This window comes from Lysinibacillus sp. NPDC097214 (assembly GCF_050277945.1).
Lineage (GTDB): Bacteria > Bacillota > Bacilli > Bacillales_A > Planococcaceae > Lysinibacillus > Lysinibacillus xylanilyticus_B.
The window spans coordinates 114,922-135,202 of record NZ_JBNNSS010000007.1 but is presented as its reverse complement, the minus strand read 5'-3'; the positions used below and the strand labels follow the sequence as shown (position 1 = coordinate 135,202).

At 37.6% G+C, this 20,281-nt stretch carries 21 protein-coding genes; 13 read left to right on the top strand and 8 right to left on the bottom strand.

Features of this window, described 5'->3' with window-relative positions; all coding sequences use genetic code 11:
- Window positions 1-313 precede the first annotated feature (313 nt).
- Window positions 314-1,051, top strand: coding sequence for a polysaccharide deacetylase family protein (locus ACQKMI_RS17030; RefSeq protein ID WP_427490848.1), 738 nt, complete (start codon window positions 314-316; stop codon window positions 1,049-1,051).
- A 79-nt stretch (window positions 1,052-1,130) separates the two neighbouring features.
- On the opposite strand, the gene ACQKMI_RS17025 is transcribed toward ACQKMI_RS17030, so the two are convergent.
- On the bottom strand, window positions 1,131-1,391 hold the full coding sequence (locus ACQKMI_RS17025) for a hypothetical protein (RefSeq protein ID WP_427490847.1): 261 nt from the start codon (window positions 1,389-1,391) through the stop codon (window positions 1,131-1,133).
- A gap of 107 nt (window positions 1,392-1,498) precedes the next feature.
- Between ACQKMI_RS17025 and ACQKMI_RS17020 the strand changes: the two genes are divergently transcribed.
- The gene (locus ACQKMI_RS17020) at window positions 1,499-2,290 is read left to right on the top strand and encodes a DUF2268 domain-containing protein (protein WP_427490846.1); all 792 of its coding nucleotides are present in this window, start codon (window positions 1,499-1,501) and stop codon (window positions 2,288-2,290) included.
- A gap of 276 nt (window positions 2,291-2,566) precedes the next feature.
- Here ACQKMI_RS17020 and ACQKMI_RS17015 read toward each other — a convergent pair whose 3' ends face one another.
- The 3 genes from ACQKMI_RS17015 to ACQKMI_RS17005 form a co-directional block, all read right to left on the bottom strand.
- Window positions 2,567-3,889 carry a CitMHS family transporter gene (locus ACQKMI_RS17015; protein ID WP_427490844.1) on the bottom strand — a complete coding sequence of 441 codons (1,323 nt, stop codon included), beginning with the start codon at window positions 3,887-3,889 and terminating at the stop codon, window positions 2,567-2,569.
- A 105-nt stretch (window positions 3,890-3,994) separates the two neighbouring features.
- The gene (locus ACQKMI_RS17010) at window positions 3,995-4,708 is read right to left on the bottom strand and encodes a response regulator (protein ID WP_427490842.1); all 714 of its coding nucleotides are present in this window, start codon (window positions 4,706-4,708) and stop codon (window positions 3,995-3,997) included.
- Window positions 4,677-6,215: an ATP-binding protein gene (locus tag ACQKMI_RS17005; protein WP_427490840.1), complete on the bottom strand. Its 1,539-nt coding sequence runs from the start codon at window positions 6,213-6,215 to the stop codon at window positions 4,677-4,679. Before ACQKMI_RS17005 ends, ACQKMI_RS17010 begins: the two co-directional genes overlap by 32 nt.
- A gap of 301 nt (window positions 6,216-6,516) precedes the next feature.
- On the opposite strand from ACQKMI_RS17005, the gene ACQKMI_RS17000 reads away from it, so the two are divergent.
- Complete coding sequence (locus ACQKMI_RS17000; RefSeq protein ID WP_427490838.1) at window positions 6,517-7,029, top strand: DNA-deoxyinosine glycosylase; 513 nt, start codon at window positions 6,517-6,519, stop codon at window positions 7,027-7,029.
- A 77-nt stretch (window positions 7,030-7,106) separates the two neighbouring features.
- On the opposite strand, the gene ACQKMI_RS16995 is transcribed toward ACQKMI_RS17000, so the two are convergent.
- On the bottom strand, window positions 7,107-7,973 hold the full coding sequence (locus ACQKMI_RS16995; protein ID WP_427490836.1) for an endo alpha-1,4 polygalactosaminidase: 867 nt from the start codon (window positions 7,971-7,973) through the stop codon (window positions 7,107-7,109).
- 160 nt (window positions 7,974-8,133) lie between these two features.
- Here ACQKMI_RS16995 and ACQKMI_RS16990 point away from each other — a divergent pair, with 160 nt between their 5' ends.
- Both ACQKMI_RS16990 and ACQKMI_RS16985 read left to right on the top strand, forming a co-directional pair.
- Window positions 8,134-8,592 carry a hypothetical protein gene (locus ACQKMI_RS16990; RefSeq protein ID WP_427490834.1) on the top strand — a complete coding sequence of 153 codons (459 nt, stop codon included), beginning with the start codon at window positions 8,134-8,136 and terminating at the stop codon, window positions 8,590-8,592.
- 347 nt (window positions 8,593-8,939) lie between these two features.
- On the top strand, window positions 8,940-9,809 hold the full coding sequence (locus ACQKMI_RS16985; protein WP_427490833.1) for a hypothetical protein: 870 nt from the start codon (window positions 8,940-8,942) through the stop codon (window positions 9,807-9,809).
- Window positions 9,810-10,260: 451 nt separating this feature from the next.
- On the opposite strand, the gene ACQKMI_RS16980 is transcribed toward ACQKMI_RS16985, so the two are convergent.
- Window positions 10,261-10,752 carry an SRPBCC family protein gene (locus ACQKMI_RS16980; RefSeq protein ID WP_427490831.1) on the bottom strand — a complete coding sequence of 164 codons (492 nt, stop codon included), beginning with the start codon at window positions 10,750-10,752 and terminating at the stop codon, window positions 10,261-10,263.
- An 11-nt stretch (window positions 10,753-10,763) separates the two neighbouring features.
- Complete coding sequence (locus ACQKMI_RS16975) at window positions 10,764-12,167, bottom strand: PLP-dependent aminotransferase family protein (protein ID WP_427490829.1); 1,404 nt, start codon at window positions 12,165-12,167, stop codon at window positions 10,764-10,766.
- Between the two features lie 114 nt (window positions 12,168-12,281).
- Here ACQKMI_RS16975 and ACQKMI_RS16970 point away from each other — a divergent pair, with 114 nt between their 5' ends.
- Complete coding sequence (locus ACQKMI_RS16970; protein ID WP_427490827.1) at window positions 12,282-13,241, top strand: proline dehydrogenase family protein; 960 nt, start codon at window positions 12,282-12,284, stop codon at window positions 13,239-13,241.
- Window positions 13,242-13,344: 103 nt separating this feature from the next.
- On the top strand, window positions 13,345-13,704 hold the full coding sequence (locus ACQKMI_RS16965; protein WP_427490825.1) for a YybH family protein: 360 nt from the start codon (window positions 13,345-13,347) through the stop codon (window positions 13,702-13,704).
- Here the strand turns inward: ACQKMI_RS16965 and ACQKMI_RS16960 are convergent.
- Window positions 13,701-14,495 (bottom strand): sulfite exporter TauE/SafE family protein, encoded by a 795-nt coding sequence (locus tag ACQKMI_RS16960; protein ID WP_427490823.1) that lies wholly within the window; start codon window positions 14,493-14,495, stop codon window positions 13,701-13,703. The genes ACQKMI_RS16965 and ACQKMI_RS16960 overlap by 4 nt on opposite strands.
- A 249-nt stretch (window positions 14,496-14,744) precedes the next feature.
- Between ACQKMI_RS16960 and ACQKMI_RS16955 the strand changes: the two genes are divergently transcribed.
- From ACQKMI_RS16955 to ACQKMI_RS16930, 6 genes are all read left to right on the top strand, one after another.
- Window positions 14,745-15,311 carry a nucleotidyltransferase family protein gene (locus ACQKMI_RS16955; RefSeq protein WP_427490821.1) on the top strand — a complete coding sequence of 189 codons (567 nt, stop codon included), beginning with the start codon at window positions 14,745-14,747 and terminating at the stop codon, window positions 15,309-15,311.
- A 25-nt stretch (window positions 15,312-15,336) separates the two neighbouring features.
- Window positions 15,337-15,801, top strand: a complete 465-nt coding sequence (locus ACQKMI_RS16950; RefSeq protein WP_427490819.1) for a DinB family protein — start codon at window positions 15,337-15,339, stop codon at window positions 15,799-15,801.
- Window positions 15,802-15,811: 10 nt separating this feature from the next.
- Window positions 15,812-16,642, top strand: a complete 831-nt coding sequence (locus ACQKMI_RS16945) for a helix-turn-helix domain-containing protein (protein ID WP_427490817.1) — start codon at window positions 15,812-15,814, stop codon at window positions 16,640-16,642.
- 222 nt (window positions 16,643-16,864) lie between these two features.
- The gene (locus ACQKMI_RS16940) at window positions 16,865-17,839 is read left to right on the top strand and encodes an ABC transporter substrate-binding protein (RefSeq protein WP_427490815.1); all 975 of its coding nucleotides are present in this window, start codon (window positions 16,865-16,867) and stop codon (window positions 17,837-17,839) included.
- A gap of 395 nt (window positions 17,840-18,234) precedes the next feature.
- On the top strand, window positions 18,235-19,242 hold the full coding sequence (locus ACQKMI_RS16935) for a FecCD family ABC transporter permease (RefSeq protein ID WP_427490813.1): 1,008 nt from the start codon (window positions 18,235-18,237) through the stop codon (window positions 19,240-19,242).
- 37 nt (window positions 19,243-19,279) lie between these two features.
- Window positions 19,280-20,263: a FecCD family ABC transporter permease gene (locus tag ACQKMI_RS16930; RefSeq protein WP_427491004.1), complete on the top strand. Its 984-nt coding sequence runs from the start codon at window positions 19,280-19,282 to the stop codon at window positions 20,261-20,263.
- Window positions 20,264-20,281: the final 18 nt, after the last annotated feature.

Genomic DNA, 20,281 nt, shown 5'->3' with positions numbered 1-20,281 from the left:
TTTTCTCTATATACATATGGCGATAGTTAAAAAGGTGTTCGGCATTTTTACTAAAAATTATTAGTTACCTAAAACAACCGGTGTTTTGTATAAGAAAGCATAGCTGGTTGTTTTAAATTTTTTTAATGCAACCGTTGCCTCGTTTTTTGTTTTATATTCAAACATACGTTAAGTATTTTAAACAGGGAATAGAATAGAGTTTTGTAATAATTAAGAGGAGAAAACAGCCAAACCTTCATAAGTATAATTCATTGTAATTCGTAAATAGTAAGTTGACGGAGTTATGTGAATTTGAACTTGGGAGGTGATGCTTATGACACGTAAATATGTATTGGTTTTATCCCTTTGTTTTTTAATCATATCGGTACTTTTTACAGAGCTGACAACCTATGCGGATAAAGGTCGACCTTATTATGAGGAGACAGGGGAAGTCGTGTGGGACATTAATACAAAAGACAAAATAATTGCTCTAACTTTTGATGATGGACCTCATCCCGAATATACGGCTGATATTTTGGATTTATTGGAGAAGTATGATGCAAAGGCGACGTTTTTTATTATTGGTAAAAATGCAGAAAAATATCCAGACCTTGTTTTACGATCTTATTCAGAAGGGCATGAGCTGGCCAATCATACGTATTCACATCCGTTTAAAGCTTCCGTAGCTGAATTACAGGCACAACTACGTAAGACAAATGAATTAATTTATAGTATTACTGGATTTGCACCAGTCTTGTTCCGTCCTGTAGGTGGTTATTATAATGATCAAATGATCAATGCCGCTGTTAAGGATGGATACAAAGTAGTTATGTGGTCTTGGCATCAGGATACTCAAGATTGGAAACAGCCAGGGGTTAACAAAATTGTACAAAAAGTGATGAAAGGATCGAAGCCTGGAGATGTTATTCTGTTCCACGATGGAGGCGGCAATCGCGCGCAGACTATTAAGGCACTGGAAGAAATCTTACCAGAACTGAAAAAACAAGGTTATACATTTGTCACAATATCCGAGTTGATTAAAAGCAAACAGCAACAAGAGCAAGTGCAATAAGGAAAATAAGCCATCTCATCAAATTGAAATGGCTTATTTTTTCTCCGCGCAGCGGATAGTAAAATTAGTCATTTCAATATTACCAAAATAGTAGTGGTGCAAGGGCAATTCCGGCAACTACCCCAAATGCGATTCCAATTCCAAAACCTGCTCCTGCTCCTCCAAAACCCCAACCCCATCCTAAACCATAACCACCAAATCGTCTATCAGGTAGAATCCACACCTGTCTTCTATCCACCCTAGTTATTTCTCCGTAATGTACTCTGCCACCTCGTTCTTCAATTCTTACACGTTTACCATGATATTTGCAGCAAAGATTATAAGTATCAGCTGGATTCACAAACTATCCCTCCTTTCGACTTCCTTACAAGCTAATATATGCGGTTGCGAACATTATCACTAGCCGATTGTCTACTTCAGACATAAGCTATAGTAAGGGGGGAATGTATGTCGGTAATTCCAACAGATGAGTGGCTCAATAAATTAATAGCTAGTCAAAGACTTAATAACAGTAAAAATCTTGAGGACTTACAACGCTCTATTCTTTGCAGTCGTTTAGTAGAGGTTTTTATTGGCGGATCTCCAGATGAAATACAATTTGAACTACAGCAACAGGGGCTTTTTCAGTCACATGAAAAAATAGACATTAACAAGTTAAAAAAACAACACGTTTGGGAAGTAGTACAAAAGGAATTTATCTATTTAAAGGAGAGATGGAGCGGTCCAAATATACCAATCTATATCTTCCCGATCACACAGGAGCAAACGATTACTAAGAAAAATGGTGTTGCCTATCCTAATGCTCTGTTTTTATATATAGGAGAGCTTGAAAAGCAGGAGCTTAAAGCGTTATTTGCACATGAGTATAATCATGTTTGTCGTCTGCAATATGTAAATAAAACGCTAGACGAAGTGACTTTGTTAGATTCTTTAATTTTAGAAGGTTTAGCAGAATGTGCAGTAGAGGAGATCTATGGGGATAAATGGTTAGCGCCATGGTTGAGGTCCTACTCATTGGATAAGATGCTAGAAATTTGGGAGGGGCATTTTTTGCCTCAAATCAATATTCAAGGATTAAACAATCATGTTGAATTTTTATATGGTGGAAAGCTTCCTCAATGGATAGGGTATTGCATTGGTTATGAAATAGTAAGGACCTATATAAAAAATAATTCATCCAATAAATTACATGTGAAAAGCTCAGAGGAAATACTTGCTGGCTCTGATTTTTCTTTATAATCAATACCTATGTAAAAGGTTTATCACCGAAAATTTGGGATGACATTTTGTTGAAACGTAAATAATGAAGAATGGTTGATTGTAGTGGAGGCTGGGCGACTCCTTGGGGATTAGCGTCACAGATGAGACCCTGGAGCGAGCTCCGCGAGTGGAGCGGCTCATCGGACGCCCCCAGGAAAGCGCCCAGCCGAAACGGAAATCAACCCCACGCTATGAGGATAGAAAAATAACCAGTTGCCGATCAATACTCGACAACTGGTACTCTAGTTAATTTATTTAGATAGCAATAATTCCTAATGCTACAGCAATGAATAATAAAGTAATGCTCAATCCCCACATCCAGAAGAAAGAGTATTTTAAGTGTTTCCCCATCTCTAAGCCTGATAAGCCTAAAGCTAACCAAACTGCAGGAGCAAGTGGCGATACAAATGTACCTACAATATTACCAATAATCATGGCATAGGCAGTTGAAAGAGAATCAATATCGAAAGATAAGCCAATTTGTTCAACTACAGGGAATAAAGCGAAGTAATATGCATCCGTACTTAGTAATAAATCAAATGGTACCCCCAATACCCCGATAATGATATGTAAATAAGATGATAGGGCTGATGGTAAAATGTTTACAGCATTGTTAGCAATCGCAGTTAACATCCCAGTACCATTAAGTATGCCTAAGAATAGTCCAGCGGCAATGATGATAGACGCCATCGTTAAGGCATTCGGAGCATGTGCACGTACACGTTCCATTTGTTCTTTAGGAGAACGATAGTTGATTGGCAGGGCGATGGCCACTCCAATTAAAAAAGCTAATCCTGCTGGTAAAATACCTGCAACTAAAATTCCGATAACAAGAACAGTAACAATTGCATTAATCCACAATAGTTTTGGTCGTTGTAAACTTGTGTCTACTTCTGATGAAACAACACCTTGTGTAATAGCATGATCATCATTTGTGAAGTCCAGGGTACCGTATTGTTTCAGAATACGCTTCTTTTCTCTAAAACCAAGGAACACCGCTAAAGCTAACATTAATACGACACCAATGATTTGAATAGTGATTAAAGGATACCAAAGTTCAGTTACATCTGTCTCTAAAACGGAAGCAACACGACCTAATGGACCACCCCAAGGAATCATATTAATAACTGCTGCAGATCCTCCAACTAATAACAGCAATAGATACGGATTCATCCGTAAACGTAAATATAAAGGTAATAATGCTGGGATTGTAATTAAAAATGTTGAAGCTCCAGAACCGTCTAGTTGCGCTACTACAGCAATGATCACTGTTATCACTGCAACGACTATAATGTTTCCTTTTGAAAGCGCAATCATTTTATTGATCAATGGCTCGAATAATCCTACATCCTGCATAATACCAAAGAAAATAATAGCGAAGATAAACATAACAGCTACGTTCATCACAGAGCTTAATCCAGAACTAAAGAATTCTCCCAATTCATCGAAGTTAAAGCCAGCTATAAATGCAGCTACGATAGGTGGTATAACCATTGCTACAAGTGGTGATACACGACCACTAATTAGTAGAGCAACAATAATAATAATAGTTAAAAATCCGATTATACTTAGACTCAAAAATATTTCCTCCCTTTGTGGTTAATCATTCAGATTATTTAAAAAATAGCACAGTGCTAAAGAGAGGAAAATAATATAATCATATGTTAAATAAATAACATACTATTAGTTTTGTTCATAAGTTCCATGATAGACATATTTTCGTTCAGGTCTGCCAACGGTCCCGTAAATTAGTTTTGTCTCTAAAAACTGCTCGCCAACTAAGTATTCTAAATAACGGCGAGCTGTTGAACGGCTAGAACCAATGAGTTCACTTAATTGGGAGGCTGTGAGCTCCTGGGTTTTGAGATCTTCAAAAATGCTTTTAACTATTTGTAATGTGTGCAAATCAATTCCTTTTACAAACGTTTCTTCATCTACTACCTTATTGTTTGATTCACTATAAAATAAAGAATCAAGGTCATTTTGAGTGACATTTTTGCTATTTTGAAATAAACGAAGTTCCTGCAAATATTTCTGAAATGCGCGTTGAAGTCGTTGTTGTTCAAATGGTTTAATCAAGTAATCTAAAATACCTAAGTCCAATACATCCCTTATTAAACTTACTTCAGTTGCTGCTGAGATTACGACAATTTTTATAGACGGATAGAGGTGACGTATATGGCTTACTAATGAGCTACCTTCAACATCCGGAATATATAAATCTGTTAATATAATTTCTGGTAAGTTCGAAGTCATCTCCAGCTTTTCGATTGTTTCTTTTCCTGTGCGTAAGTTTTCAGTGACGATAAAACCTTCTATATTATGAACATAATCTGCATGAATTTTTGCTACTCTAAAGTCATCTTCAATAATCCATATACTTTTTAATGTTGTCATTCTCAATGTCTCCTTTAGGAACTATAATCAAAAAACATGCTCCTGATAAATCACCGGAGTCCAATAAAATTTCCCCATGTATCTCCTGAAGGGCTTTCTTGCTTATAGCAAGTCCATGTCCGCGGTCTAGTCCTTCTTTAGTAGATATACCCTTTGTAAAAATTTTATCGTAAATAGTGTGATCAATACCTGGTCCATTATCTTGAATCTCAAATAAGTAATGATTTTTATAATTATTGATGGATAGTCGAATCACTTTATCTGAGGATTCCCAGCTTTTTAAAGTTTCAATAGCGTTTTGAAGTACATTACCAAGAGCTGTTAGGATAGCATCTTCTTGCTGTTTAGATAATTCAATAGATGAAGAAATTTCGTTTAGCTCGAGTTTAATCCCTAGTTCTGCGGCTTCTGCAATTTTTCCCTGAATTAAGGCAAGTAGAAGCGGGGTTGTTATATTGCTATTTAAAAAAGCTTGATTTTTAAGTTGTATGTTTCGTTCTTCTTTAATAAACTCAATTGCTTCGTTGTAATGTTTATGGACAAGTAAACCTAAAATGATATGAAGCTTATTAGCGAATTCATGAGTATAGGCCCGTTGAACATTTGCATACTGCTTCATCTGTTTTAATTCATCCGTGATTTTTTGGATATCTACTTTTTTTCTAAAGGTGTATAACGAACCAATTTTCCTTTTCTTTTCAACTAAAGGCACTTTATTTAAAATAATAATATGCTCATCAAGTGGTAGCTCTAAATTATGAATGTTTTGCTCTGCAACAATTTTAGGCGTGAAAATATGTTCAATTTTTGTGCCCATCCAATCTGAGAGTGATTTATTGTGAGCCGAATCTAGCATTTCATAGGCACTCTTATTAATGGTAGTAATTTGATTAAAGTGATCGACAGCCAGTATACCCTCTGCTGTTGTTTCTAAAATGACCTTGTTTTGTTGATATAATTTAGCAATTTGAATAGGCTCCATATTAAACAATAACTTTTTAATATAAATGGAAATAGCTATTGCGCCTAATATGCCTATGAAAAGAATGATTACGGTGTATTTGATCCATTTGTGAATATAGCTTTCGATGATTGTGTCGATATTTTCTGTTAAAAAACCGACAGATACAACACCAATAATTTTATTGTCTAATAGGATAGGGGCTTTACCTCGAATCGATTCACCTAGTGACCCTATAGTTTTAGATATATAAGCTTGCCTATCTAGCAATGCGGCATCGTTATCTCCACCAACCATTTTTTCTCCAATTTTATCTTTTAAAGGGTGTGAATAACGAATTCCTTCAGAATTTCCAACGACAATATATGCAGCGTCAATTTCTTTTCTTAAAGGTTCGACGATTGGCTGGATGATTTCACTTGGCTCTTCTTTATCGAATGCCGTAATGATCTCTTCCGTAGATGCGAGGGTTTTTGCAATATTCAATGCCTCCATCCCCATCTGTTTTTCTGTCGTATCGCGAATATGTTCTTGCAAAAGATACATAAACAGTCCACATATTAAAAGGATCAGGATACTTATTAAAAAAATCATTCTAGCTGTAAGAGACTGGAACCAACTTTTCATATTTCACCTCTATGTAGTTTGATGCTCATAATCAACATTTGTCTGATGATTAGTCTATCATAAATATCCAACAAATAGAGAAGGAGCCTTTCTTAGGAAAGTGCCGAGTCAGAACGGAAATCAACCCCATGGTATGGTGATAAGCTTTGATTTTTGGTACATGCTCTTCAATAACATTCGCGCAAATTTTTCGCTACAATATAAGGAAGGGGTGATTGTCATGTCAAATGAACTTAAAAATGTACTACCACCGGTTATTGATTTGTCAACGAAGGTGCTAATTGTCGGCTCAATGCCAGGAAAGCAATCGTTAGAGAAGCAGCAATATTATGGTAACCCGCGCAATCACTTTTGGCCGATTATTGGGGAAATAGTAGAAGTAGATGTACCTCAGGATTATGGAGAAAGATTAAAATTGCTAAAGAACCATCATATTGGTCTTTGGGATACAATTGAGTCGTGCGAGCGTAAAGGAAGCTTAGATGCCACTATTCGTAATGAAAAACCGAATGATTTTAAAACGCTTTTTGCACACTATCCTCATATTGAGCTAGTGCTTTTTAATGGTGCAAAGGCATTCGAGGTTTTTAAAAAGCATATCGGCCTTGAGGTTTTAGATGGTCGAGCATATCAAAAAATGCCTTCGACTAGCCCAATACCAGGTAAAAATATTAAATCTTTTGAAGAAAAGCTGGAGGATTGGCGAGTGATGCATTCTTATTTGCCTAGATAATTATATTAAAAACCCCCTCCGATTAGTGTTGCTTGACGGAGAGGATTGTAAGCATTATTTAACAGATGGGGGGACCATCACTGCCATGTGTTGTAGTATGATCCTGCCGGGCTATAAAAGAATTTAAAATGATGTTTTTCAGCTAAGGTACGACTTTTCTCTTCGTCGTTAAATCCGATCGTCATCACCTGAGTACCGAATTTTTCTCGGATCTGAACTAATTGCTGCATCCTATTCAACGCCCATTCATCTTCTTCGACTACATCATACGAAAAGTTTTCCCACATAACAAAATCGATATAGGGTGCTGTATAATCAGCTAATGTTTGAAAGCCCCAATTTTGGGCAACAGATAAGTCGTTATATTGCTGCTTTATGTTTTTTATAAAGGCAAGCATTGCTTCATTTTGCACGCCCTGTTCTTTTTCAGGTAAGTAGGACTCGATATTGCCAACAGTATCTAAAAACACACCATCCAATCCTCTTTGAACAATTTGTTTTTGAATTTCTTCTAGTAAAAGTGCTTGATAGTGTTCAGATGCCATATCCATTAAATACGAATCCCACTCAGAGAAATACATCTTTTCTCCGCGCTCGTCTTTATAAAAATCCTCTTCTTTCAATTGGTTATAGAACTCTAAATTCCATTTGTCTGCTTCCATAGCGTTAATATAGCCATAAATTAACGTTCCATTTTTTTGAGCCTGTTTAATATACTTCTGCTGCATTTCGATAGGCTCCACAATGACTAAATCTTCTTTAGCCATTTCCTTGCCAATCTTGTCGTTCCCTTTATCTAAATAATATTTGTACTTTTTAACAGCAGCTAGCCTGTCTTGAATACTTGTTGATTCTGCAGAAGAATTTGAGTTTGTAGAGTTAAAAAATAGCCAGATCCCAAAGGACAATAGAAGTGTAGTAATTAGTAAAAATGTTTTTCGCATAAGTACCCCTTTTCTTGGAAAATACACCTTTTATTATACGGAGTTAACTATAGGAATGCGAGTGCAGTTTAGGACGACTAAATACAAAGGTAATAGGCAATTGCTCAACGGTTATTAGCCCTCTTACATATATTGAATTATGTAAAAGGAGGGGTTTATCATGTACAATCCATATGAAGAAATTATGCCACTTCCAGAACCCGGTTTCGAACCGTCATTCGGACGGCCTGGGTTTGGCCCACCGTCATTTAGACCACCTGGTGTTGGAACACCACCATCGTTTGGTCCGCCTGGTTTTGGACCGCCACCATCGTTCGGACCGCCACCATCGTATGGCCCACCAAGCTTTGGACCGCCACCGGCAGGTCAAATGCCTCTTGGTCCACCACCTAGCTTTGCACCAGCACTTCCATCATTCGGAATAGGTTCAAGTGGTATTCAATCATGCTTATTTAGAAATACGTATATATGGTTGTTTAATGGATCAGGCTTTTGGTTCTTCCTAACTTCTGTAGGAAGGGAGTTTATTACAGGGTTCCGATGGAGTAACAGAAGCGGTTGGCGCTTCCAAACTATTGCAAGAAGAAATATTCGCTCGTACGAATGCTCTAGATGGTAATTAGTGCCATAGATAAACTATTAGTTGTACTATACTTATAGGTAAAAGATGCTTCCTCAGTAATGGAATACAAATAAAGCTATGTGCATATGCTTATTTGTGTATATTTTTGCGACTAATCCTTCCGAAATACTTGGAGGGATTTTTTTGTTCCTTATAAAAATTTTTGAACATGTAAATAGGTGGCGGGATGAATGCGAATTTAAGTTACTTTTTAGCAGGTGTCCAAACACCCGCTGAAATAGAGGAACTAAGTCAAAGTTGACGAAACGAATTAATGTGCTTAGATAACAAAAGGTTTAAAGTTGATTACGGACAGGAAAAAAGAAATAAAGGAGGGCAATGCCATGAAAAAAATCTTTTTTACCTGCATGCTTTTAAGTTTCAGTATGTTAAGTGCATGCTCTGATAAAGAAGAAAAACCTAACGTGCCGAATAAGCCACAAGAAGAACAACAAACTAACGTGCCAAACAAGCCACAAGAAGAACAACAAACTAACGTGCCAAACAAGCCACAAGAAGAGCAACAACAAACACATGAACATCAACAGAAACCGCCAAAAACAAATAATGAAAACACAGTAGCATCTAATACTCAGGCTGGGGCACTAAAAAATATTAAGGACCAGCTTAAAACGAATTTACCGATAACTTTACCAAAAGGGCTTCCAATCACAAAAGGTACATTTTTAACTGCTACAACGAAGACTGAAACTAACCAAGTTGAAATAGTATTTTTGGAAAGCAAAGAGTATTTATCCATCAATGATAGTAAACTAAAACAACCGGATAGAGCGACGGCTATTGCTCGGCTCTCCGTGCAGCAATATGAAAGTACAGACGAAGCGAATGAGCAAATTTCCTTTGAGAACTATAGCCAAAATGGTGGTCAAGAGGTTGATCTTGGATACAACATTAAAGGTTACCAAGATGCAGGTGTTGGCTCTTTATGGACTGGTTGGAATGAGGGAAGATGGGCAATAGCGACACATACAAGAACAGAAAACCCGGAGGCGGGTGTGAAGCTTGCTAAGCAGGCAGTACAATTTTTAGAAACACATATGCTGCCTATTCCGAAGCAAAATGGCTTTGCCCGTTTAGATGTTTATGAATCAGGGAATTTAATCGTATGGCAGGAGGGCAAACTTGTCTATACGCTGGATTCGATTAAGGATCCGCTAAAAGCACTTGAAATTGCTACAGCTTTTTATCATTAAATAATATTGTAAGGTGCCATATTGAAAAGGACGGCTCTTCGGCAAAACGAGGGGTTGATTTCCGTTCCGACCGGGCGCTTTGTTGTTGCTGTCGCTACGCTTTCGCACAGATAAAACAATTGCTGCCGCTTCGCTTTCGCACAGAGCAAAGCTTCCTGGGGGCGTCGGGCCAACATGATGTTGGTCACGAAGGCGTTATCACAGGATGTGATGCATTTAGCCTTCGTTCCTCTATTGCTGATCCCTGAGGAGTCGCCCGGTCTCCACTCCAATCAACCACTTCACATGGCACGGATCATCTCGCATATCACTCTAATTTATAGTGAAAAATGCGAAAAGAAATGCAAACGAAGCGGAAGCAACAGTTTTTTCCTTGATCATTTTGTTTTTTTAACACTTAAAAACTCCTAGGGCATTAACTTCACACCCTTGGAGTTTATTTGCGATATGCTTAAATCTTCTCTACGCTATCCACAAGTTGCTTATACTTTGCAAACCACTTTTGCCATTCTTCCATTGGAAATGTCTCATGTACAGTGCCATTTAATAAGTCTGAAAGCAGGTCTAAGCATATATGCCAGCCAGCTAAATCCTTTGGTGTATGTTCAGTTAGCTCACCGATCGATTCAAGTAATACTAATATGGAACCGCTACTAGTGGGGGAGAGTTCAAATCTGACTGTATCTTTGCCCCAATCAAATTCAAGCACTTCCTTCTCAACATGGTCTGTAATTGTTATTTCCATATAAGTATCTGTTCCATCATTCATATTAAAATGGATTTTACCGTTTTTTCGAAGATCAATAATTTCTAAATTGTTCATCCATTTTTGAAGCTTTCCATTCTCCGTTAATACAGCCCAAACAGCATCAACTGAATGTGACAGTGGACGGTTGAATGTTACGATATAGCTATTTTGTTGTTTTTGAATAGTAGCTAGCATGGATATCCTCCTTATAACTTTACCTCATCATAGACTGCTTGAAATAGTCTTGTCACGCCTTCTTCTATTTCATTCTTTTTTAAATGTCCATACCCTAAAATAATCCGATTAGTATAGTTCCCTTTTTCTATCGAGTGATCCTCTACGGGGTATACCTTTACACCCAACTGTTCGATTTGTATCAATAACTTTTTAGAAAAATGAACATCCTCCAGTTCAACAATTAAATGCATGCCAGTAGAGTAACCTAAAATTTTTACTTTATTTGAAAAGGTTGTATGTAAACATTGGATAAGGAAATCTCGCTGGCTTTTATAAAATTTCTTCATTTTTGCAATATGCCGTTCCAAATAGCCATCCTTAATGAAACGAGCGAGAATAAGCTGATCTAATGAGGGCGTGTGTAAATCAGTAAACCATTTCAGTTTCCGACATTTCTCAATTAGATGAGTTGGAAGAACGATGTAACCTATTCGTAATGCTGGAGAGAGAATTTTGCTAAAAGATCCTATATAGAGTACACGTTCTGGATCTAATCCTTGTAAAGAGCTAACGGCTGAGCCTTCATAGCGAAACTCACTATCATAATCATCTTCAACTAAAAAACAATTATTCCTTCTAGCGAAATTGATTAATTGAATTCTGCGCTGTATTGGTAGCGTTCCTCCTAGTGGGAATTGATGAGATGGAGTAAGGAAGACAAATTTAGGATGTAAATTTTCTGGTATTAACGCTGTCTTCATACCATCTTCATCTACAGGTATTGGATAAATAGAGGCACCTGAAGATTTAAAAATCGTTTGAATATCATTAGTAATAGGATCTTCCAAAATGGCTATATCTTTCGGTAATAAAAGCAACCTAGAAACAAGTGCCATTGCTTGTGTAGCGCCTGATGTAATGACAATTTGTTCTGGATGACAGTTAACACCCCTAGTTTTTAATAAATAGTGTGCCAAGGCTTGTCTTAATTCTAGACGCCCTTCTGGGAAATCATATCCAAAATAAGTTGATTCGATATCATTCCATAGCTGATGTGATAGCTTTGCCCAAGTTTTACGTGGAAATAAGTCTAATGCAGGAATACCCGAACGAAAACTAATAATATGATCTTTTGTCTTTTTTTCATCGACTTCATGTAATTTGAATGGTGTCACATATTGTGTTAAAAAGGCTCCTTCTGCAACAAAGGTACCCGATCCTCTTCGTGCAACTAAAAACCCCTCTGCTAGCAATTGATCGTAAGCTTCCAATATGACATTTCTTGAAACATTTAGCTCGACAGAAAGCTCACGTGTTGATGCTAGCCTTTCCCCTGATTGAAGATGACCATTTAATATTTTTTCTCGAATTTGCTGATAAACTTGCCGGTTTAGAGGTATATCTGAAGAACGATCGATTGGTATCCATAACAACTTTGTCTCTCCTCCTACTTAAATTGGTACCTTGAAAAATTTTATAAAGTGGTTCTACTCCTGCCAATTTTATCATGTTAAATTACTGGGGAATAGATAAGAGGAGGAATAAAAATGAAAAAGACAGAAGAAATAGTGATTCAAGCATTAAAATCCGCAGCGAGAAATGCTTCAATGAAACATGATGTTCAACAATCAACAGAACTCTATCCGTTATTATGGAAGGCAGCGAAACGGTATGTTACGGGTGAAAATAGAGAGAATGCTATTCAAATTGCTCGAGAATTCATTGCCAAGGATTATCAAATATCATTAGAGTTTATAGGGGAGAATACAACTGATTTGGTGGAATGTCAAAAGGCTAAAGATGAATATTTGCAGCTCATTGAGGGCATGGGTGCATTGGCGATAAGACAAACGGTGTCATTAGATTTGTCGCATATTGGACTTTCTGTTAACGCAGAACTAGCATATAAACACTTAATTGAGCTAGCTAAAAAAGCATATCAGTTCAGAATTACATTGATGATTAGTATGGAGGAGTCATCAAAGACGAGTGATATTCTCGATATTTATAAAAAAATAGCTAGCCAATATTCCAATGTCGGGATTACGCTACAAGTTCATCTCTATCGTACAGACGAGGATATACAGCAGCTTATTCAATACCCAGGGAAAATAAGGCTTGTTAAAGGTGCTTTCCAGGAGCCAATCGACGTTGCGCTTAAAAGATCAGAAGCATTGAATGAACGTTATCTACATTATGTAGAGCAGTTGATTAATGCCAATCATCCAATCTCGATAGCTACGCATGATGAAGTATTGATTCAAGAAATGGAACAAAGACAATATTTTAATCGACCAAATGTTGAGATAGAAATGCTTTATGGCATACAACCAAATTTGATCCGTCAATTAAAAGAGAAGGGGTACCGCTGTAAGATGTATCTTACGTATGGAACTGATTGGTATTTATACTTATGCCATCGTCTTGCTGAATATCCGGAGAATCTATTTTTGGCTGTGGCAGACATCATTAATCCATCTATGTTAACTAGAAGTGAAGATTATTGAACAAGCAATACTGCTAGCATGTACTTCTGGTTATAAGTAATAACCAGAATGGTATTCCTATATAATGGGATTTTAGCTAATATTGTTGAAAAAGGAGAGTTTCTTGATGTATCAACAAGCTTTAGAACGTTATATTGTAGCTACAAATTCCCATGATTTTAATAACGTAAAGGGAATTTTGCATCCGCAAGCAGTGTATTGGTTTACGGATCAAACATGTGCGTCCTTAGAAGAAGTAGGTGCTTATTTTAATAATGCTTGGAATTTAATAAAGGAAGAAGTTTATTCGGCTACCGATGTCCACTGGCTTACGGTTGATGAACAATCAGCTACCTGTATTTATACATACCATTATGAAGGCTATCATAACGGAAAGTTTGTATCAGGTAGCGGAAGAGCAACGAATATTTTTACTGTCCTAAACAATGAATGGAAGTTAATCCACGAACATTTAAGTAGTTAAATTATTTTTATTACTACTTGTATAAGTAGTAATGAAATGATCATTATTAGTAATATTTTAGCTGCCTTTATCGGAACTTTCGGTAGAATAAAAAGTCCGAGCTGAGAGCCGATAATGGAGCCTATTGCCATCGCAATGGCATAATGCCATTGAATATAGCCAGTTTGGTAAAACACTAAAAATGCCCCTGTACAGCTCCCAAAAATAAGTACACGTGTGAGCTGTACAGCCTTTATGTAGGTGTAATGGTAGCGTAAAAAATGTAGTATGCTGAAGGTTGAAGAGCCAGGTCCAAAGCCGCCATCATAAACCGCGATTAAAAAAGGCTGCCATAATCTATTGTTGTGTGTAGTGTCGGTTTCTTCTGAGCTAACAGTCCATTCTTTATTTTTTAACGTTATAAATAAGGCAAAAATAAGTAGAATACATGCAATAATATTCATTGTTTTCTCTGAGATGGATACTGTTAGGAGTGCTCCACATACGCCTCCAGCAATGGCTACAGCGACATATTTCATAATAGATGCTAGTCGAAGCTCCTTATGATAAAGAAGATAAAAGATGCTCGACAACGCTGCAATGCCCGATGAAAACTTATTCGTAGCAATGCTTGTTTGAATAGGTATGCCAACAAGCATCATAGCGGGGATCGTAATTAGTCCAGCACCCCCAGCAAGGGTACCGATAAAGGCAGCAATAATTCCAATACTGACGAGTGTTAGTGAAAGCTTCGTATAAATAAGCCCCGTTACAATGGCAATGGCCACAATCAAAATAAAAGATTTTTTCATAAGCGTCTCCTTTATCGTTGTTAGTTAAAGGGTATTGCTAAATTATTTATAAATCTAATATATTATTTTTCATTTTATATAAATAAAATTTATAAATATAATCGGTACAAAGTACGATCGATGATGTAGGTCTTCGTGAAGCCCTGAGGATGTTGTTAAAAACATAAGCACATGGCTTGTGAATCACGTTTAATCTTTTATTAATTAGGAAGCAGCGCAGGAATTAGTGAAAAATGGATCCAGAGGTGAATGAAACTGATAAAAACAGAACAAGAGCTAAAAAGCTTAATTGCTGCAGATGAATGGATGATGAACATACTAAAAACTGTAGAAAAACTACAACTGCCTGATTCATGGATATGTGCTGGATTTATTCGATCGAAGGTTTGGGATTATCTACATGAAAAAGAATACAGAACGCCATTAGCTGATATTGATGTGATATATTTTGATAAAGTGAATTCTTTAGAGAATTATGAGAAGCAGTATGAACAAGAATTGAGGAAGTATTTACCGGGTGAGCCTTGGTCTGTGAAAAATCAAGCAAGGATGCATGTAGTAAATAATAGTGAACCTTATCAGTCATCGATTGATGGAATGGCACATTTCCCAGAAATCCCGACAGCTATTGGTGTGAGACTTACTAATGGAATACTTGAGATAGCTGCACCACATGGTATCAAACACTTAGTTTCCGGAATTGTCGCTCCTACACCATATTTTCAAAAAGGTTTTCCGATGCATGAAGTTTATAAGAGCAGAGTCCAAAATAAACAGTGGGAATTAATTTGGCCGAAACTACAGATTTTCTACTAAAAATGAAGGAAAGGAGCTATTGAATTTGTATCACGATAAACATCAAATAATCTCTCATTATGAAAAATCTATCGTATTTGTGGAAAGTTTAGTAAATATAACTGAAGAACAATGGCGTACCCCTATAGAGCCTGGGAAATGGTCGGTTGCAGAGGTAATTGGACATCTTACACCGTGGGATGAATTCGTATTAACCCAACGTTTACCGTTTCTTTTTACAAAGGAAAGCTTACCAAAAGGACCGGATGTAGGAGAGATGAATGCTAGTGCAGCAAGGAATAGTCGTGCACAAAGTAAAGAAGAAACGATAGCCAGTTTTATCAATCAGAGATATCAGCTAATTGACGCGCTTTATCAAATAGTTGATCAGCAATGGCAACAGCCTTTTACAATAGGTGCTTCTGAATTAACACTTCACCGTTATTTTGCTAGTTTAGTAGATCATGATCTACATCATTTTTCACAAATCCAGAGAGTTTTAAGGATGTAGAGGCTATAAAATGGATATCAAGCATTTAATTGAATACTATGCACATGCGTCTGTAAAGTTTACGGATGTTTTTACAAATAAAATGGAGCCAGGCCAAGTAGATAAAGGGCGAACAACAGCCCCTGGGAAGTGTGGATTGGTTGTGCCTCTTGCTGGTAGCGCTATATTTAGCTTTAACGGTACCCCTTATACAATGGAGCCGGGTATGGTCGTACATGCAGGACCACAAATGCCAATCGAAATTAAAGCTTCTGATGATAAAGGATGGGAATATGCAGTTGTTCATTATCAACTTTCTCCCGAAGAGTCAATTTTATATCCATTATCAATTCAGCACTTTTTAATTAATACAGGCTATCATATTAAAATACTTGATTATGTACAGCAGTTAATAGAAAGCCAAGCAATGCCAGGTAATATGTCGGTATTCAAAGCGAAGATTCTATTTATGAATCTTTTGGAAACCATTCTTATGACGGCAAAAGTGAAGGTGCTCGATACGGCAAGTGACCAGATGGAGCAAGCTCTACAGTATATACATGAGAATTATGCTACACAACTTTCTGTTTCGAAAATTGCTGAAGAATTTAGCGTGGAGCGTCGTAGGTTTGCCTATCTGTTTGAACAGCATACAGGGATGAATCCTAGCGTATACTTAACGGAATATCGCATCCGGCGGTCGAAGGAGTTACTGAAATATGACGATTCTCCAGTAGCGGAAATAGCAGAATGTGTAGGTTATGTAGATTGCTTTTATTTCAGTAGAGTGTTTAAAAAATGTACTGGGATGTCGCCGACAACATATCGAAAAACAATGCTTGAGGAAGCTAAATACTTATAAAAAGTTGTTTCTTGAAAAAAGAAGCAGCTTTTTTTGTGATCGAAAATCGGCAAAAGTCCATGTGATTCATGAAATTGTCCATTCACAACTAGTTTTCTCTTTGTTAGGATAGGAATCGTAAATGATAATGAATATCAATTAAATTGATAAACCCTATTGACTTATAAATGAAAATGATTATCATTATCAATATAATCAGGTTCGTTAGGAGAGAATATATCTATGAATAAATATTTTAAAATGTGTGCACCTGCTCTATTAGCGCTATCTTTGGCTGCGTGTGGAACGGATAAAGCAGAAGAGTCTTCTACATCTACTAATAATGTAGCAGAAACTAGTGCAACAGAAAATCAAGCGAAAACACAAACGATTACATACTTAGGCGAAAAATATGAAATTGCCGCAGATGTTAAAAATATAGTAGCTGCAAGCTTAGAGTCTATGGAAGATGCTGCAATGCTCGGGATTAAGCCTGTTGGTGTGCTTGATATCGGTGGGAAAATTCCAGCATATCTTGCTTCTAAATTAGAAGGTGCTGAGCTTGTCGGAAATAAAATGACACCGAATACTGAAGCCATTCTTAAACTAGATCCAGATGTTATTTTAGGTTCTTCAAAATACCCTGAGGAAATGGCTGAAAAGCTTAATAAAATTCAAACGATGATTCCATATTCACATGTCTCTACAAATTGGAAAGAGAACTTAACGTTACTTGCACAGCTTTCAGGGAAAGAAGATGAGGCAAAAAAAATCATTGCAGATTATGAAGCGAAGGTAGCTGATTCTCAAGTGAAATCTAAAGAGCAATTAGCGGACAAGCAGATTCTAGTTATTCGAGTACGTGGTGGCATCATGTATATCTATCCTGCAGGCGTTTACTTAAACCCTGTATTATATGAAGATTTAGGGGCTCCAATACCAGAAGTTTTAAAAACTGCAAAGGCACAGGCTGAACTATCTCTTGAAACATTAGCAGAAGTTAATCCTGATGCTATTTTCCTTCAATTCGAGGAATCAGAAAATGCCGATGCACCAAAAGCATTAGAAGAGCTACAAAAGAATCCAATCTTTGCAAGCTTAAAAGCATCACAAAATAATCAAGTTTTCGTGAATGCCATTGAACCTTTAGCACAAGGTGGTACTGCATGGTCTAAGGTAAAATTTTTAGATATCGCAGCTGAAAAATTACTTAAATAGTATAAAGTGGCTGGTAGTAGGTTTGGTGGCATCACCAGGCTATTACCAGCCTTTTATAAAGTGAGTTCAACTTCTTTCAGCAGCAGCCGCTGAAATAGAAGAACTCAGTCTAGGAACGCCACGTCCTGTGGCAACGACTGAGTGACCAACATCACGTTGGCCCAAAGCCTCCGGCGGATGTCACGGAAACGGAAAGGAGTGCTTAGGGGATGTTAGCCTAAATTCATCGCATCCATGCGAAAACGGCTAACTGACCTGCATCGGTAAAAACGCCACGTCCTGTGGCATTACCGACATGACCGACATCGTGTCGGCCCTCGTGCAGGCCTAGGCACAAAGCCGATTCCGGACGCAATTATGCCGAGGCATAATTGATATAGAAAAAGGTGTGGAAGTTGAAAAAAACAAACATTGTGGCATTTTCAATATTAGCAGCTTCTCCATTCCTCATTGCGATTGTGGCATTAGTATCCGTTATGTATGGCACAAAAGACATTAGCGCAATAACGGTATGGCAGGCGATTACTGCATTTGACCCTTCGAATGTGGACCACCAAATTATACGAACAGGACGTATTCCTAGAATTGCCGCTGTTTTACTGGTGGGAGCATTTTTAGCAGTAGCTGGCGCAGTGATGCAAGGTATTACGCGAAATTATTTAGCATCCCCATCCTTAATGGGCGTGAATGATGGTTCGGCATTTATGATTACGTTAGCAATCGTATTTTTCCCAGGGCTTCCTAATTACCAAATGATCTTGCTTTCTATGCTCGGTTCAGCATTAGGAGCAGGGATTGTATTTGGTTTTGGCTCTTTAATTCGAAATGGTTTATCACCGGTAAGGCTTGCTATCATTGGGACGGTCATTGGTACATTTTTAAGCAGTATTGCTACAGCCATTGCGATGTATTTCCAAGTATCACAAACGGTAAGTGTTTGGTATAACACAAAAGTACATATGGTGGATATGGATATGCTCATGCTATCGATTCCATTTGGGCTAGTCGGTTTAGTTCTTGCGTTACTATCAGCTAAGGCTATTACGATCACTTCACTAGGCGAAGATATCGCTATTGGGCTTGGACAAAAAACAAAAGCCGTGAAAATTATTAGTATGCTTGCCGTTGTATGTTTAACAGGAGCGGCTGTTGCACTTGTAGGAAAGATTGCCTTTGTAGGATTAGTCATTCCTCATATTACACGCTTCCTTGTTGGAGCTGATTACCGCTTTATCATCCCATGTGGAGCTGTAGTAGGTGCGTTTTTCTTAGCGCTTTGTGACGTACTCAGTCGCTTTGTTAATTATCCATTCGAAACTCCAATCGGCGTATTAACGGCATTGGTTGGTGTCCCGTTCTTCTTATATTTAGTTCGTAAACACGGAGGTGAAAAACGTGCGTAAAAAAACCTCAAGTGTATTCGTTGTTGTTTCAATACTGATGTTATTTATTTTGGGTGCCAGCTATCTCCATCTTACAAATGGTGTCTTTGATATGTCGGTGATGGATGTCTTAAAAACATTGCTACGCATCGAGCCAAACCCAAAATTTGATCTTGTCATTTTTGAATTCCGTTTACCACGTATTGCCATTGCAGCATTAGTCGGTGTTGGCTTAGGGATGGCAGGGGTTGTGTTACAAGGCATTACGCGTAATGGCCTAGCAGACCCTGGGATTTTAGGGATCAATGCTGGTGCCGGTGCAGCAGTGGTCATATTTATGTTTTTCTTTCAATTACGTCTTACATCTGCAGATATGAGCAGCTGGTTATCTATTTTGATGATGCCGATTTTTGGGTTTGTCGGTGGGGCGATGGCCGCTGTGTTAATTTTCTCATTTGCCCTGAAAAATGGTCATTTAGATATGCAACGGCTAATTTTAACAGGGATTGCGATCAATAGTGGCTTCGGAGCATTGTCATTGTTTTTATCATTGAAAATGAATGCTCAGGATTTTGAAGGTGCAGCAGTTTGGATGGCAGGCTCCATTTATAATGCAAACTGGATTTTTGTTGTGACTATGCTGCCGTGGCTTATTTTATTAGGCTTTTACGTTTATCGGAAATCATATTTGCTCGATTATTTTCAATTAGAAGAGGATAGTATTACAAGCTTAGGGATAGCGGTAGAAAAAGAGAAAATGAAGCTGTTATTGGCAAGTGTCGGCTTAGTCAGTGCCTGTGTATCGGTATCAGGTAGTATCGGTTTTATTGGATTGATGGCACCACATATTGCTAAACAGCTTGTTGGTATACAACATCGTTACGTCATGCCAGTAAGTGCATTGATAGGTGCGGGATTGCTTATTGCAGCTGATTTTATAGGAAAAACAGTATTTGCGCCGTCTGAGCTGGCAGTTGGTATTGTTGTCTCAATTATCGGGATTCCATATTTCTTATATTTACTAGTGAAATCGAAGGCATAGGGGGAAATCGTGTGCAAA